Annotated in this window: 11 protein-coding genes and 1 pseudogene; 9 read left to right on the top strand and 3 right to left on the bottom strand. The window is 40.1% G+C overall.

What is annotated here, in order from left to right:
- The first annotated feature begins 47 nt into the window (after window positions 1-47).
- Window positions 48-2843 (top strand): preprotein translocase subunit SecA, encoded by a 2796-nt coding sequence (gene secA, locus HXT59_RS05265; protein ID WP_102703059.1) that lies wholly within the window; start codon window positions 48-50, stop codon window positions 2841-2843.
- Between the two features lie 82 nt (window positions 2844-2925).
- Here secA and HXT59_RS05260 read toward each other — a convergent pair whose 3' ends face one another.
- On the bottom strand, window positions 2926-3594 hold the full coding sequence (locus tag HXT59_RS05260) for a hypothetical protein (RefSeq protein ID WP_421784252.1): 669 nt from the start codon (window positions 3592-3594) through the stop codon (window positions 2926-2928).
- A 75-nt stretch (window positions 3595-3669) separates the two neighbouring features.
- Here HXT59_RS05260 and HXT59_RS05255 point away from each other — a divergent pair, with 75 nt between their 5' ends.
- Window positions 3670-4377 (top strand): lysophospholipid acyltransferase family protein, encoded by a 708-nt coding sequence (locus HXT59_RS05255; protein WP_012914113.1) that lies wholly within the window; start codon window positions 3670-3672, stop codon window positions 4375-4377.
- A gap of 117 nt (window positions 4378-4494) precedes the next feature.
- Here HXT59_RS05255 and HXT59_RS05250 read toward each other — a convergent pair whose 3' ends face one another.
- On the bottom strand, window positions 4495-6885 hold the full coding sequence (locus HXT59_RS05250; protein WP_012914114.1) for a Stk1 family PASTA domain-containing Ser/Thr kinase: 2391 nt from the start codon (window positions 6883-6885) through the stop codon (window positions 4495-4497).
- 97 nt (window positions 6886-6982) lie between these two features.
- Window positions 6983-8089, bottom strand: a complete 1107-nt coding sequence (locus HXT59_RS05245; RefSeq protein ID WP_421784251.1) for a polyprenyl synthetase family protein — start codon at window positions 8087-8089, stop codon at window positions 6983-6985.
- A gap of 194 nt (window positions 8090-8283) precedes the next feature.
- Here HXT59_RS05245 and HXT59_RS05240 point away from each other — a divergent pair, with 194 nt between their 5' ends.
- From HXT59_RS05240 to HXT59_RS05210, 7 genes and pseudogenes are all read left to right on the top strand, one after another.
- Window positions 8284-9150, top strand: a complete 867-nt coding sequence (locus tag HXT59_RS05240; protein ID WP_421784250.1) for a hypothetical protein — start codon at window positions 8284-8286, stop codon at window positions 9148-9150.
- 129 nt (window positions 9151-9279) lie between these two features.
- Entirely contained in the window at window positions 9280-10749 is a 1470-nt protein-coding gene (locus tag HXT59_RS05235) for an RNA polymerase sigma factor (protein WP_421784249.1), read from the top strand.
- Window positions 10750-10855: 106 nt separating this feature from the next.
- Window positions 10856-13249, top strand: a complete 2394-nt coding sequence (locus HXT59_RS05230; protein ID WP_076002816.1) for a DNA gyrase/topoisomerase IV subunit B — start codon at window positions 10856-10858, stop codon at window positions 13247-13249.
- 116 nt (window positions 13250-13365) lie between these two features.
- Window positions 13366-14553, top strand: a pseudogene (locus HXT59_RS05225) (MFS transporter).
- Between the two features lie 144 nt (window positions 14554-14697).
- On the top strand, window positions 14698-14940 hold the full coding sequence (locus tag HXT59_RS05220) for a DUF3791 domain-containing protein (RefSeq protein WP_012914119.1): 243 nt from the start codon (window positions 14698-14700) through the stop codon (window positions 14938-14940).
- Window positions 14937-15431, top strand: a complete 495-nt coding sequence (locus HXT59_RS05215) for a DUF3990 domain-containing protein (protein WP_004111474.1) — start codon at window positions 14937-14939, stop codon at window positions 15429-15431. The genes HXT59_RS05220 and HXT59_RS05215 overlap by 4 nt, the downstream gene beginning before the upstream one ends.
- Before the next feature lie 6 nt (window positions 15432-15437).
- Window positions 15438-15665 carry a DUF3791 domain-containing protein gene (locus HXT59_RS05210; RefSeq protein WP_004111475.1) on the top strand — a complete coding sequence of 76 codons (228 nt, stop codon included), beginning with the start codon at window positions 15438-15440 and terminating at the stop codon, window positions 15663-15665.
- The last annotated feature ends 118 nt before the right edge of the window (window positions 15666-15783 follow it).

Genomic DNA, 15783 nt, shown 5'->3' with positions numbered 1-15783 from the left:
TATGTTGGCTAGGCCGTCGTCATAGACATGACCTAAGGGAGCAAAACGTGGTAGATATCGTCGATAAAGCCTTGCGTATGGGTGAAGGCCATCAATTGAAGCGCCTTGAGAACGTAGCAAAGGCTGTGAATGCGTTGGAAGATGAAATTTCCGCGCTTTCCGATGAAGAATTGAAGGGTCAAACTGCTAAATTCAAGCAGCGTTTAGACAATGGTGCAAAGCTTGATGATTTGATGCCTGAAGCCTTCGCTACTGTGCGAGAGGTTTCAAAGCGTACGCTTGGCCAGCGTCATTTTGATGTGCAGCTTATGGGTGGCGCTGCATTGCATTGGGGCAATATTGCAGAAATGAAAACTGGTGAAGGTAAAACATTGGTTGCTACTTTGCCAAGCTATCTGAATGCTTTGGAAGGCAAAGGTGTGCACGTTGTCACAGTCAACGATTACCTTGCTAGCTACCAGAGCGAGCTTATGGGTCGTATTTATAGATTCCTTGGCATGAGTGTTGGATGCATTATTACAGACCAGCAGCCGCCAGAGCGTCGTAAGCAATACAATGCTGATATTACTTACGGTACAAATAATGAGTTTGGCTTCGATTACTTGCGTGATAACATGGCGTGGGAAAAGAGCGAGCTTGTGCAGCGCGGTCATCACTATGCAATTGTCGATGAGGTCGATTCCATTCTTATCGATGAGGCTCGTACGCCACTTATTATTTCAGGTCCTGCTGAAGGTGATGTAACTCATTGGTATCGTGAATTTGCAAAGCTTGTTTTGAAGCTTACTCGCGATGTTGATTACGAGATTGATGAAAAGAAGAAAACCGCAGGTATTCTTGATCCTGGCATCGCAAAAATTGAAGATTACTTGGGCATCGATAACCTTTATGAGCCAAGCAATACAGCTCTTATTGGTTATTTGAATAACGCTTTGAAAGCTAAGGAGCTTTTCCTTCTAGATCGTGACTATGTTGTTACAAACGGCGAAGTTTTGATTGTCGATGAGCATACTGGTCGTGTTCTTCCAGGTCGTCGTTATAGCGAGGGCTTGCATCAAGCAATTGAAGCTAAGGAAAACGTGGAAGTCAAGGCAGAAAATCAGACTTTTGCTACTATTACTTTGCAAAACTACTTCCGCATGTACGACAAGCTTGCTGGTATGACTGGTACTGCTGAGACTGAAGCTGCAGAGTTCATGGGAACTTACAAGCTTGGTGTTCTTCCAATCCCTTCCAACCGTCCAGTAATTCGTAAAGATAAGGACGATTTGATCTTCCGCACAAAGAAAGAAAAGCTTACTGCTATTGTGCGAGATGTTGCTGAGCGCCATGCAAAGGGTCAGCCTGTGTTGCTTGGTACAGCTTCTGTTGAATCTTCTGAGATTCTTTCTTCGCTTCTTGACGTTGCTCGCATTCCTCACCAGGTTTTGAATGCTAAGCAGAATGCTAAGGAAGCTGCTGTTGTTGCTGTTGCAGGTCGTAAGGGTGCTGTAACTGTTGCTACTAACATGGCAGGTCGTGGTACCGATATTATGCTTGGCGGCAATGTTGAGTTCCTTGCAGATGCTAAGTTGAAGGCTGAAGGATATTCTCCAGACGATACTCCTGAAGAGTATGAGAAGCGTTGGCCAGGCGTTTTAGCTGAAGTTAAAGAGCAAGTTAAGGACGAGCATGAAGAAGTTAAGAATCTTGGTGGCTTGTATGTGCTTGGTACTGAGCGTCACGAATCTCGTCGTATTGATAACCAGCTTCGAGGTCGTTCTGGTCGTCAGGGTGATCCTGGCGAGTCCCGCTTCTACTTAAGCTTGGAAGATGATTTGATGCGCCTGTTCAACACTCAGCTTGTTGCTCGTGTTATGGCTAAGGGATTGCCAGAAGGCGAACCAATTGAGTCTAAGTACGTTTCTAACGGTGTGCGCACGGCACAGAAGACTGTTGAAGCTCGTAACTTTGAAATGCGTAAGAACGTTTTGAAGTATGACGATGTTATGAATAAGCAGCGTACTGTGATTTATGCAGAGCGTCAGATGGTTCTTAAGGGTGAAGATATTCACGAGGACATCTTGAAGTTCATCAGTGACACCGTAGAAAGTTATGTGCGTGGCGCAATGAACGGTTCTGATAAGCCAAAGAATTGGGATTTGGACGGCTTAAAAGATGCTCTTAACTCTGTAATGCCTGTACTTCTTGATTGGGATCAGGTGCGTGAAACGATTATCAATCTTAAGGGCGAAAAAGCTGTTTCTGCTTTGCGTGATTTGATTGTCGACAGTGTAGTAAAGGTTTACTCTCTCATCGAAGATCGTCTCGGCGCTGATCCACTTCGTCAAATTGAACGTCGCGTTGTTCTTTCTGTTCTCGATCGCAAGTGGCGTGAACATCTTTATGAGATGGATTATTTGAAGGATGGTATTGGTCTGCGTGGTATGGGTCAGCGTGATCCGCTCGTTGAATATCAGCGTGAAGGCTACCAGATGTACAATTCGATGATTGAGGCAATTAAGGAAGAAAGCATTCAGCTTCTATTCCACATTGATATCAATCAGATTGCTTCTACTGAAGATATTTCTTCTGACGATGAGCTTGATGAAGATGTTGCACAAGCTTCGTCTGAGGTAGATGCTGAAGATCAGGCTGCTGGTATTGTTGGTCCTGCACCTTTGAGTCATGCTGAGGGAGATGTTCCGTTGAGCATGCGACCAAAGAATGAAGAATGGAAGACTCCATGGTCTGATGGTCGTACATTCCCAGGAACAAATAAGAATGAAGAGTGCCCATGTGGTTCTGGTCGTAAGTACAAGCTTTGCCATGGTCAAAACGAATCTGAAAATGAAGCTGAGTAACTTGAAAGCTGCTAAGTAAAATAAATAAAAGGCGGTGTGATTATAATCATGCCGCCTTTTATTATATTCGATTGATTATTAGCTATACTCGAGCACCATCTCCATAATCGCTGTAATCTTCTTTATACGGATCAGGTTTTTTGCGATTCATAAGTAATCCTGCTCCACTAAGTAGCATTAATAGGCCGCATATAATACCAACAATGTTTGCTATAGCAGGAATAAAAGCACTTACAATAACACCGAAGATACCTATAACAAATAGAATCCACAAAACTACATTAACTAAAGATACGTTATAAAATTGTGGATTTGGGGGCACAAAATCATCTCCATAGTCTTCCATAGTCTTATCTAAATCAAGCCAACTTGTGCGTGCGTTATCACGAGGACCTTTAGCAGTTATAATCGTGTGAGGGTCTTGCATTCTAGTAGGAATAATATAGGATTTATGGCTGCTTAGATTTTTTAAGCTAAATTTATTTTTTATAGCATTTTTTTGATTTTTAGAATTATTATCGCTTGCTATACTGTTGCGTTCTTTCTTTTTTTCTTCTTTCTGAGCGTGCTTTTCAAAGCTTTTTGCGCTACGTGAATTAGCAATATCATTCATATCGTCAGAATGCTCTGCAATAAAAGATGACCAATCATCATCAAAATTTCTATTGTTTTGTTTTTGATTATTCTTTAATGATTCTGACGTTAACTCGTCATCACGGCGAGGGTCGTTGGTATTCTTAGAAGAAGTCATGAACTATACTGTAGCAAGTCTTCCTGATTCTATGCTTAAAATGTTCGAAATTGGACTTGCAAGAAAGGATATGGTATGTTGTACTGGTTCTTCGTGAAGGGACTTGGGGGTATTGCCTGCATGAGGATTCATCCATCAGCGCAAGGTGTTAAAAATGTACCTAAAAAGGGTGGAGCTATTATTGCTGCAAATCATCTTGCTGTTATTGATGACGCGCTTCTGCCATTGACTTGTCCTCGTATGATTCACTTTATGGGTAAAGCAGAATATTTTGAAGGCAAAGGTTTAAAGGGTCGTTTCAAGAAGTGGTGGTTTACTTCTGTTGGCGTTTTTCCTGTAGATCGTTCTGGAGGCGCAAAATCGCTTGGCGCCTTGAATCATGCTCGTGAAATATTAGAAAAAGGTCAGCTTTTTGGTATTCATATTGAAGGTACAAGAAGTCCAGACGGTCGTTTATATCGCGGTCATACTGGTGCTGCACGTCTTGCTCTTGAAACAGGTTGCCCGATTATACCAGTTGCAATTATTGGAACTAGAGAATTGCAAGTGCATGGTCAAGTTATTCCTGCAAAAGGTAAAACTAAGGCAATTTATGGCGAGCCTATTCAAGTAGAGCGTGTTTGTGACGAAAGCGAGATTACCCACGAGCGTTTACGTGAAATTACAGATAAAGTAACTAAGTCTATTCAGCAAATGAGTGGTCAAGAATACGTTGATGAATATGCTCAAACTGTAAAAGAACGTATGCGTAAAAAACGTGAAGAAAGTAATGAAAATAAATAATATAATTCTAATGCTATTAGGCTAGCGTTATTAGATATTTAAATTTTATTTATATTCAAATATTTAAGCGGCGAAAGTTATTTAGCTTCCGCCGCTTTTATAATACTTAAAACACGCTTATATTACTGTAAGAGTGATAATAGAAGGATTTCCATTAGAATCCTTCAATGGTACTTCACTTCCAGCTCCAGGGGATTGGAAGCGCACTACGTGCATTAAATCACCAAGTGGAGCAGAAATACGAACTTTCAGTCCTAGATTTTCAATAATCCTTTTAGCTTCATCACTGTTCTTTCCGCAAACGTTTGGCAATGTAACAGTTTTTGGACCTTTAGAAACAACAACTTTAACACTATCGCCCCAATGTAAGTCAGAACCAGCTTCAACGGAAGCGCGGATAATCTTACCCTTTGCTACAGTATCGCTATTTTCTTCTTCGTACTTTACATCCAGCTTAGCGTCAGTTAAAGCTGAGTCAGCTTCACTCTTTGTTTTCCCAACAATATCTGGCATTTGCACAGGCTTAGGTCCCTTGGAAAGTAAAACACTTACTTCTTCGTTATGGTTCATGCGTGTGCCAGGTTTAGGGTTAATATCAATTAAGCTGCCAGCTGGTATGTCTATAGAATACGTGTCTCCTGACTTATCGTGAACAATGTTAGTAAATCCTGCTTTACGCAATGTTTTCAAAGGATTTTTGCCATTGTAAGTCTTTGGATCTGTAATATCGTCCGGGATTGTAGCCTTACGAATTCCACGCGAAATCACAACATTAAGAGTGCTATTATTGTGCTTTTGAATATGGCTGCCGACGACATCAGGATTTGTTGAAACTACTTTTCCTTCTGGCACATCGTCACTATAATCTTTTGAAACTTTGTAAGGAATTCCAGCAATTTTAAGCGTGTGCTCATATTGTTGCCAATTGACATCAGTTATTTTGCAAGATGCATAATTTTTGCATTGAAGGTCGTCGGGCTTAGGCAGCGTCCAATAACTGCCAGGACCTAAGAAATACCAAAAACCACCAATAGCAGCAATTGCTAATACTCCAGCTGTGCTTAAACCTGCAATAAGGAAAACACGCTTTTTAGAAGAACGATTAGGCTTGTTTCCTAAGTTTTTTTCCTTATCTGACATGCCAAACGGTTTTGCTGCATTTAAGTTGTTGTTAAAATTGCGAGAGCTAATAGCAATTGTTGGCATATTGCTATCGTCAAATTCTTCTAAAGAATTATCTTGCGAATTGTATGACACATCTTTTGCATTAGCAGCACTCCATTGCATAGCTTGTGTTTTTTGAAGATTATTCGCATCGAAAGCACTGTCGGACTTCGCTAGTGAATTGTCTATTGCTACATTATTGACTTCAGGATTATGTAAATCATTATTTTTGTGTGAATCGAGTTCACTTACAGAATTATTTCTAGGTATTGCAACAGTTTCGTCTGTAGCATTTTGCAATAAAGAGTTGGAATTAGCAGAAAAATTAGAGCCTGAAGTATTTATTGCTCGTGTAGCATCTGAGTCATTATTAGGATTCAATTTGTCCGAATAATTTGCTTCAGGGGAAACAAGCAAATTATTAATAGGAGAAAAGTCTGTTTCTTCTGAAAACTCTTGTGGTTCTTCTGCTTTGTATTGCCAATCTTCAGAGTTTAATTGTGTAGAAAGTGCACGTAATTTTGCTAATGCTTCACTTGCATCTTTAGGTCGTTCGTTCATGTCGCGAGCAGTGAGGTTTGCTATGAATTGTGCAACTTTTTCGCTAATTCCAGGGCAAGCTGTAGCAATTGAAGGAGTGTTTTCATGCACATGCTTGAAAACAAGCGTAACAGGATTATCTGCAGTAAAAGGCACTCTTCCTGCAAGCATTTCCCAAGCCATCATGCCTGCTGAATACAAATCACCTTGAGGAGTTGCAAGATTATGCTCAATAAGTTCAGGAGCAAGATAAGCTGCTGTGCCAAGAAGTAATCCTGTAGAAGATAGTGTTGCTTGCGAAATTGCTCTAGCTAAACCGAAATCAGTAATTTGAACATGACCTCGATCGTTAATTAAAATATTTTCCGGCTTAATATCTCTATGTACAACTCCAGCATTATGTGCAGAAGCGAGACCATCCAAAGTTTCTGCAAGTAGACGCAGCGTATCTCGCACACTGAATGTGCCTTGCATATTCATTTCATAACGCAAATTAACGCCATGAACATATTCCATTACGAGATAATCGAGCCCGTCATATTCGCCTGTATCATAAACTTGTACAATATGTGGATTTGCAATTGCTGCAGCAGAAGTTGCTTCTCTGCGGAATCTAGCAATAAATTGCTGGCGATGCACCCCTTGAGCAAGTTGAGTGTGCATGATTTTAATTGCTACAGGTCTATCAAGGCGTTCATCTTCTGCTTGATACACAGTAGCCATGCCACCCTGAGCTATTTTGCGCACAATGCGATAGCGATTTTCAATGCGCATACCTGGCTGCGCCTGCGTAGCTTCATCCATTGTCACAATCCTTATACGCGTAAAACCATTTTTACTACTTACGAGTGTACAAGCAAGATAGTAAAGAAAGCTAATTTCGAGCGTTATTTGCTAGATATTATTGTACATTACGCCATGCTTCAGGTATAAATCGTTTGCTAATTTCATGCAAAATAGCTTTTCCACTGTCGCTCAATGTACTTGATTCGATTGCTTGTTGTGAATCATTCCACAGATTCTCAATTCGCTTTTTTGATTTTTCAATAGCACCAGAAGTATGGTAAATCTGTATTATTTTATTTACATCATCTTCGCTTCGAGTACTACTCGTGTAAGCTTTTAATAGTATTTCTCTTTCGTTATCGTTTCCGTATTGCAAAGCATCTGCAAGAAGAACCGCACGCTTACCTTCTCTAATATCACCGCCAATAGGCTTACCTGTAATCTTGCTATCTGAAACAATATCAAGCAAATCATCAGCAATTTGGAAAGCAACACCTAACGAATTGCCAATAGAATTAGCAAGATTGTATGCTTCAGTTGGTTGCATATTTGCTGCAAGAAAGCCGAGAGTTAATGGAGCAACAGTAGTGTAACTGGCTGTTTTCCATCTAAAAACATTCAAAGATGATTCCGCAAGTTGTATTGGATTATCTAGTTGCATCATTTCTATTGACAAATCCAATACTTGACCAATACCAACATTTCTTTGCATAGACGCAAATGCTGCTAACAATTCCTCGCCATAAGTAAAATTCTTCGCACGATTTCTTGCAATATCGAAACTTTCTGTGGCAAGTAGATCTCCCAGCATTAAACCTAAGCCTGTGCCAATATGCTTATTATTGCAAACTTTACTTAATGCACAATACGCACTAGGCTTTCCACGTCTTAAATAAGATTCGTCAATAATATCATCATGAATTAATGCAGCTGTTTGAAATACTTCTAGAGCACAAGCTATGTCAAATACAGACTGTTCATGGATTTTTTGAATATTGGTTTCTTTTGATGCAGCGCAAAATGCTGAAATCGTAAGAAGAGCTCTAAGACGTTTTCCGCCTTCGCTTGAAACAATAGCTTGCTTTATTACTTGCTGTAGTATTTGCGCACATGTGGATGAAAGATTATTTTCTAATCCCGTATTAAATTGCTGAGAAATTAAAAAAGTAATTCTAGATTCAATATCGTTAAGACTGTAATTGTTGCCTATAAATGTGCTCATATTATGAAAGTTATCCACAGGGCTGAACATTACAAAACGCAGTTATTATTATGGTTTAATAAGCTTTTCACCGCGGAAATAGTTTTTTATTGAATGCTGACTCATATCTTGAGAAACTTCAATATATCAAAAATGCTATTGCATAGTTTGATTATCAAAATAAAAAATCATGTAAAAAATGAGGGGGAGTATGCATGGAAATTGTAGAGGATGATTTGAAAACGAAGATATCGCATAATTGTATTGATGACTTTGATATGCAAAGTCTTATGCAAATTTATGGTGAAAGTGCTAATTCTTTTAATGGTTGTTTAGATTTTGCAGGTTCAGAAGATTTTGAAAGTTTTGCTGGAAGAGAAATTTCAGATATTAATGGGACTATATATCCTTCCAAAGAGTGCAGCTTTTTTATGACTTTTTCTAAGGAATATATTTACAACAACTGTAGTGATAGTGCGCAATGGATTAAAGGATTAGAATATTGGGTTCCGGCAGTTTCGGAAGCTTTTATAGAAAATGTTGATCAAAATGGCAAGCAATATGCTATTAGAGATATTGCAAGCAGAGCACTTATGCGATGGTACAACATGTTTGCTTACGATGAAAAAATGTTTGGATATGATTTAGTAAATCTGCCAATAGCAATGTTGCATAATATTAATGTTCGTGATGCAATGCTTATTTCTATTCTGGATGAAAATCAAGAATGGTATGACGAAAAAACTTTGTCGGAATTTGCTTGGTGCCCTCATACACCTGAAGTATCTCGTAATTTGCGGCATTGTTTAGAAGCAAAATTCACTCAAACAAATAATAAGCCTGATATAAAGAGAGCTATTTTCGCGTGCAAAATTTTAAAATCTATGGCTATTATTAGTAGAAGCATTCCAAAATTATCTGTGCAAGTTTACGCTTTGTTAGCTTATATCAGCTGGTGGTTTAGGCTCGGAGAAGTAAAATATTATTGTGATTGTGCATTGCGCATTGATCCTGATTGTTCTATGGCAAAAATAGTGTGTGGAGCATTCGAAAATGGTCTTGAGCCAGCATGGATTGAATAATTCGCCACGCCGCAAAAATTAGTTGTGGAATAATCGTCTTGCTTAAATGGTTTACTACTTAAGGTAAAACTTGCCCTTGCATGAACTATGCCTATATGCGTTACAAGGGGATAATACAGGAGGAACAGTTTGACGAGTGAAGTTGGATTAACGGTCGACAGCGACGAAATGCAAGATGATACTAAGCCTGTAAAAACTCGCAAGGCTAGCGCTGCGCGTAAAACCAGTACTCGAACTTCGTCAGCTGATAGCAAGACGCGCAGTTCTCGCTCAAAGAAAACTGAAGACAACAAGATTGATACTGAATCAGTATCGGTTGGTGCTGAACATGACGAAACTGAAGATAGCGTAGACATTGAATCTCAAGATCAATTATCTATTGACGATCCTTTAGATGACGATTCACATCTTGATGTTGGTGATGAACATTTGAATCTTGATGATTTGGACGATATTCAGCCAGAAGATATATCTGATGTTGACGATTTAAGCGATATTGACGTTGCAGATGATCTTGATGATGAAGAGTCTGAAGATCTTGATGAAATTGATGATCACGACGAAATTAAGCATGATGCTCCGCAAGTGCCACAAGCAAAAGGCGCATTTGTTGTACGTGATGATGACGATGACGATAATCTAACTCCATCTGGTAATCCTAAGCGTCGTGTAATTGCTACAGGTGCTACTGCGGATCCTGTTAAGGATTATCTAAAGCAGATAGGTAGAGTTAGCTTGCTTAATGCTGAGCAAGAAGTTGATTTGTCAGAGCGTATTGAAGCTGGATTGTATGCTCAGCATTTGCTTGATACTCAAATTGATCAAATGGAGTTTAAGCGTAAACGTGAGCTTAAGTGGGCTGCAGCAGATGGCAAGAAAGCTAAAGATCATCTTCTTGAAGCAAACTTGCGTCTTGTTGTTTCTCTTGCTAAGCGTTATACCGGTCGAGGCATGCTTTTCCTTGATTTAATTCAGGAAGGTAACCTTGGTTTGATTCGTGCAGTTGAAAAGTTCGACTGGAAGAAGGGCTTTAAGTTCTCAACCTACGCAACTTGGTGGATTCGCCAGGCTATTACGCGTGCTATGGCAGATCAGGCTCGTACTATTCGAGTTCCAGTGCATATGGTTGAGGTTATTAATAAGCTTTCTAGGGTTCAGCGTCAAATGCTTCAAGATTTAGGTCGTGAACCTACGCCGGATGAGCTTGCTCGCGAACTAGATATGCCAGTAGAAAAGGTTCAGGAAGTACAAAAATACGGTCGTGAGCCAATTTCTTTGCACACTCCTCTGGGCGAGGACGGCGATTCCGAGTTCGGTGATTTGATTGAAGATACTGACGCAATCGCACCGTCTGATGCTGTTGCGTTCTCGCTCCTTCAAGAACAGTTCAGGCAAGTTTTGGAAACTTTGGCTCCTAGGGAGGCTGGAGTTATTAAGATGCGCTACGGCTTGGAAGATGGTCAGCCAAAAACTTTAGACGATATTGGTCGCGTTTATGGTGTTACTCGTGAACGTATCCGTCAAATTGAGTCTAAAACAATGTCTAAGCTGCGTCATCCTTCTAGATCGCAAACTTTGCGTGACTTCTTAGATCAGTGATTGTGTGAAGTTATATTACAAAGTGTCGTATTGTTGCTTTTGCGATAGTACGACACTTATTGCTTAAAATAATCGGTTGTACGTTTAATAAGTGCAAGGGGTAGAAGTGGTCTCTCATAAAGAGCAGTATGATGCCGACAGTTTGACAGTGCTAGAAGGCTTGGATGCTGTAAGAAAGCGTCCAGGCATGTATATTGGCACTACAGACAGCCAAGGCTTAATGCATTGCCTTTGGGAGATTATTGATAATGCGGTTGACGAGGCTTTGGCGGGTGCTTGTGACCATATTATTGTTACTCTTCACGACGATGGATCTATTGAAGTTGCAGATAACGGTCGTGGTATTCCAGTAGATGTTGAGCCAAAAACAAAGCTCACTGGCGTTGAAGTTGTTCTAACTAAGCTTCACGCTGGAGCAAAGTTTGGTAACGCTTCTTATAATGCTGCAGGCGGTTTGCATGGTGTTGGATCCTCTGTTGTAAACGCTTTAAGCTTGCGTTTAGATGTTGAAGTCGATAGAGACGGTAAAACGCATCATATGGCGTTCCATCAAGGGCATCCTGGTGTGTATAGCGATGCTGACCCAGAGCATCCATCTCCAGTCTCTCCATTTAAGCGTACGCGTAAGAACAAGCCTACTGAGCTTGAAATTATCGGCACTGTTTCGCCAAAAACTACCGGAACTCGTGTACGCTACTGGGCGGATCCAGAAATTTTTAACTCAACTGCGCATTTCAGCTATGAGCAGCTTATTGCTCGCGTGCGTCAAACAAGTTTCCTGGTTCCAGGCTTAAAAATTACTGTTATTGACGAGCACGTTCCTGAAGGTGAATCTGCAAATATTGAAGAAATTGATTCTACTAAAGATGATGTTGCAGAAAATAATATTGCGGAAAATAATCTTCTTGAAAATCAGCCTGATAATATCGATGACTCTGTGTCTGAATTTGAAGAATTAGAATCTGAAACAACATTAGAAGATGAAGGTGATTCTGAAGATAAGACTGAAAATATCGCGAATGAAGATGAGACTGAAGATGCTGAATCTGAAGAATCAGTTGCACAATCTGTTGCAAATGCTCAGTCTGCTAACTCAATGCAAAATAAGCATCATCCTCGAGTAGTTGAATTTTTGCACAACGGTGGTGTTAAAGATTTCGTTGATTTTCTTTCAAAAGGTGAAGCAGTATCGGATATTTGGCGTATTTCTGGCGAAGATACTTATATAGAAGAAACGCAAGCCGTTGACTCTTCTGGTGAATTACACGCGCAGCAAGTAACTCGAAAATGCGGTGTTGATATTGCAATGCGCTGGGTAAACGGATACGATTCAACGATTATTAGTTTCGTAAACGTTGTTGAAACTCCTGGCGGAGGCATGCACGTTGACGGCTTTATGCAGGGATTAACTAAGCAAATTCGTAAAGCCGTGGAAGATAATGCTAGAAAGCTTAAAGTAAATCTTAAAGACGCCAACACAAAAATTGAGCGTGATGACATTATGGCAGGCTTGGTAGCAGTCGTAACTGTTCGTATTGCCGAGCCTCAATTCCAAGGTCAAACTAAGGATGTTCTTGGAACTGCTCAAGTTAAGCCAATCGTTACCAAAATGACTGACGCTCAATTCGGTGAGATGATTACCGGTTCTAAGAGAGGATTCAAAGAGCAGTCTTCTAGAGTTTTGGAAAAAATAGTTTCCGAAATGCATGCGCGTATTCAAGCGCGTAAAACTAAGGAAGTTACCCGCAGAAAGAACGCTCTTGAGTCTGCTTCAATGCCGCCGAAACTTTCTGACTGCCAGCCTGGAAACGACGATGTTGCAGAACTTTTCATCGTCGAGGGCGATTCTGCACTTGGCACTGCAAAAGCTGCTCGAAATTCTGCTTTCCAAGCTCTTCTTCCAATTCGCGGTAAGATTTTGAACGTGCAAAAAGCAAGTCTTGCACAAATGCTTTCCAACAAAGAGTGTGCTGCAATTATTCAGGTTGTTGGAGCAGGATCGGGCGCAAGTTTTGATATTTCACAAGCACGTTATAACAAGATTGTTATGATGACAGATGCTGATGTTGACGGCGCGCACATTCGTATTTTGCTGCTGACGCTGTTCTATCGTTATATGCGTCCGCTTATTGAGCACGGTCATGTTTATGCTGCAGTGCCACCTCTTCACAGAATTGCGCTCGCTGGAAAGCGCAAGGGCGAGTATATTTACACGTATTCCGACGATGAATTGGCTGGAAAGCTTGATGATTTGCAAGCTAAAGGCATTGATTTTAACAGCGATATTCAGCGTTACAAGGGCTTGGGCGAGATGGATGCAGATCAGCTTGCAGACACAACCATGGATCCTAGAACTCGCATGCTTCGAAGGATTCGTATGGAAGATGCTCAGCAAGCGAGTGAAGTATTTGATTTGCTAATGGGCGATGATGTTCCTCCTCGCAAGCAGTTTATTGTTGATAACGCAGACGACTTCGATCGTTCCAAAATCGATACCTGATATCGGTATGCCGCTCGCGTCGCTTTATGTCGCCTTGTATATTTGTATTCCTTTATATTGCTTTATAAAGTCGCGTTGGCATTACAAATATGAAGTACTAGTGTTGGGGAATTTTTATGGTTAACCTTCTTCTTGCTGTTATTTATCTTGCTTTTATAAGCTTGGGTTTGCCGGATGCTCTTCTTGGAGCTGCGTGGCCTACGATGAGTCATGATATTGGTGCGTAAATTTCTTGGGCTGGTGGAATATCAATGGTTATTTCTGCAGGAACAATTGTTTCTGCGCTGCTATCTAATAGGTTTACGCATAAGTTTGGCCCTGGGAAGGTTACGCTTATTTCAGTTGCTTTAACAGCTTTAGCGTTACTAGGTTTTTCTTTTGCTCCGAATTATCTTGTGCTTATTTTTCTAGCTATACCATACGGTTTAGGTGCTGGAGGAGTGGATGCGGCTCTTAATAATTACGTTGCAATTCACTATGAAAGCTGGCACATGAGCTGGCTTCACTGCATGTGGGGAATTGGTGCTTCCGCAGGTCCTTATGTTATGGGTTTCGCACTTTCTCACGGTCAGCGCTGGCCTGCAGGCTACCAGTATATTGCTGTTATACAAATTGCTCTCACTCTTGTGTTATTCATAAGTTTGCCGCTGTGGAAAAATAATAATAAAAAGGCAGAGACGCATAATCTTACTGAGGTAAAGAAACAATCTTCTGGGATGCTATCTTACGCAGAAGTTTTGCGCATTCCAGGAGCTAAGAATATTCTTATTATGTTCTTTTGCTATTGTGCGTTGGAGCAAACTGCAGGATTGTGGGCTAGTAGTTACATGGTTTTGCATGGAGGAGTTAGCCGCATTGTTGCGGCAGGTTGGGCAAGCTTGTTTTATGTTGGCATTACAGTTGGTCGTTTTGTAAGCGGATTTCTTACTATGCGTTTTAACGATGCAACGATGATTCGTATTGGGCAGTGCGTAATGCTTATGGGCATTCTGGTATTGTTGCTGCCTTTGCCGAATCATATTGAGCTTATTGCAGGATTTGTAATTATTGGACTAGGCTGCGCTCCAGTTTACCCATGCATTATTCATTCCACGCCGCATTATTTTGGTGCAGATAAGTCTCAAGCTATTGTTGGCATGCAAATGGCAAGCGCATATATTGGGTCTATGGTAATGCCTGCGATTTTTGGACTAATTGCGCAGAATGTTTCTATGGTGCTTCTTCCGGCTTATTTGCTTATTCTTCTCGCTGTAATGACTTTTATGCACGTGCGCTTGCTTCGAACTTGCGTAACTCGAGTCTGAAAGCATTTGTGTGCGCGATTGCTTATATTTTTTTGATGTAGACTTGTGTTAGATGTGTTATGTGTGCTAGGTGTGTTAGAACTTGTTGTATACGCATTATCTAGTAGATGTATTTCTAATAATGTTTTTACAAAAGGAGGGGTTATGAATGATATTAAGCAAGAAGTCTTTGACAAAGATAAGCTTGATTTTGCAATATTTTGTATTGAAAATGTTGCTAAGAAGCTTAATCAAAACCCTCGCGATACGTATGATGCTTTGACTAAGAAGAGTAATATTCTTATGTCTTATATTGTTCCATCTTATGACGTTTTGCACACTCAAGGCAAAGAGTATATTACAAACGATATTATTTCCTTCATGCGCGAAAAAGGTGTAAAAGTATGATTGTTTATCACGGTTCTTTTATGCCTGTTGAATTTCCAGATGTATTGCATTCGCGTAAAGATGTTGATTTTGGCGCAGGATTCTACGTTACATCAATACGTAGTCAGGCTGATAATTGGGCGAAGAAATTTATTCGCAAGGACAAAGATGCTTTTGTTTCTTCTTATAATTTTGACAATAATGTTCTTAATGAATTATCTGTTCTTAAGTTTGATTCATATTCTGAAGAATGGCTTAATTTCATACTTAATGCTCGTTCTGGAAATGATGCAAGCAGTTTTGATGTAGTAATTGGCGGTGTAGCAAACGATAAGGTTTATAACACACTTGAATTGTTTTTTGATGATTTAATTACTAAGTCTGAAGCTTTAGGCAGACTAAAATATGAAAAACCTAATAATCAAATATGTTTTAGAAGTCAAAAAGCTATTGATTTGTGTCTTACATACATAAAAAGCGAGTGTGTAAATAGTAAGTTTTTAGGGGAGTGATGGATTTTGAAGGCGAATCCTATTTTGTTGCAAAAGAAGTATGCTAGGGTTGTAAGTCTTCTGGCTGAGCGTGCTGGGTTGAGTTATGAGCAGGCGCTTGACGTGTTTTACCATTCTGTTACTTACGATTTGATGCGTAATGGTATTTCGGATATGCATTGTATGAGCGACGGATATTTGGTTCAAGATTTGCTTGATGAGATGCATAATTCTAAAATGTGTGTTAATGCATGACTTTTGTAATAAATTAAACGATTGTGTGATATACCATGCTTGCATTTGTATTTCGACTATAAAGCGTACAATGTGTATACGTTTTTACATTATCTCGTTATCTATTTTTTAAGAGGGT

Source organism: Gardnerella sp. KA01001 (assembly GCF_049244025.1).
GTDB lineage: Bacteria > Actinomycetota > Actinomycetes > Actinomycetales > Bifidobacteriaceae > Bifidobacterium > Bifidobacterium swidsinskii.
This window is presented reverse-complemented; position numbering and strand designations above follow the sequence as displayed.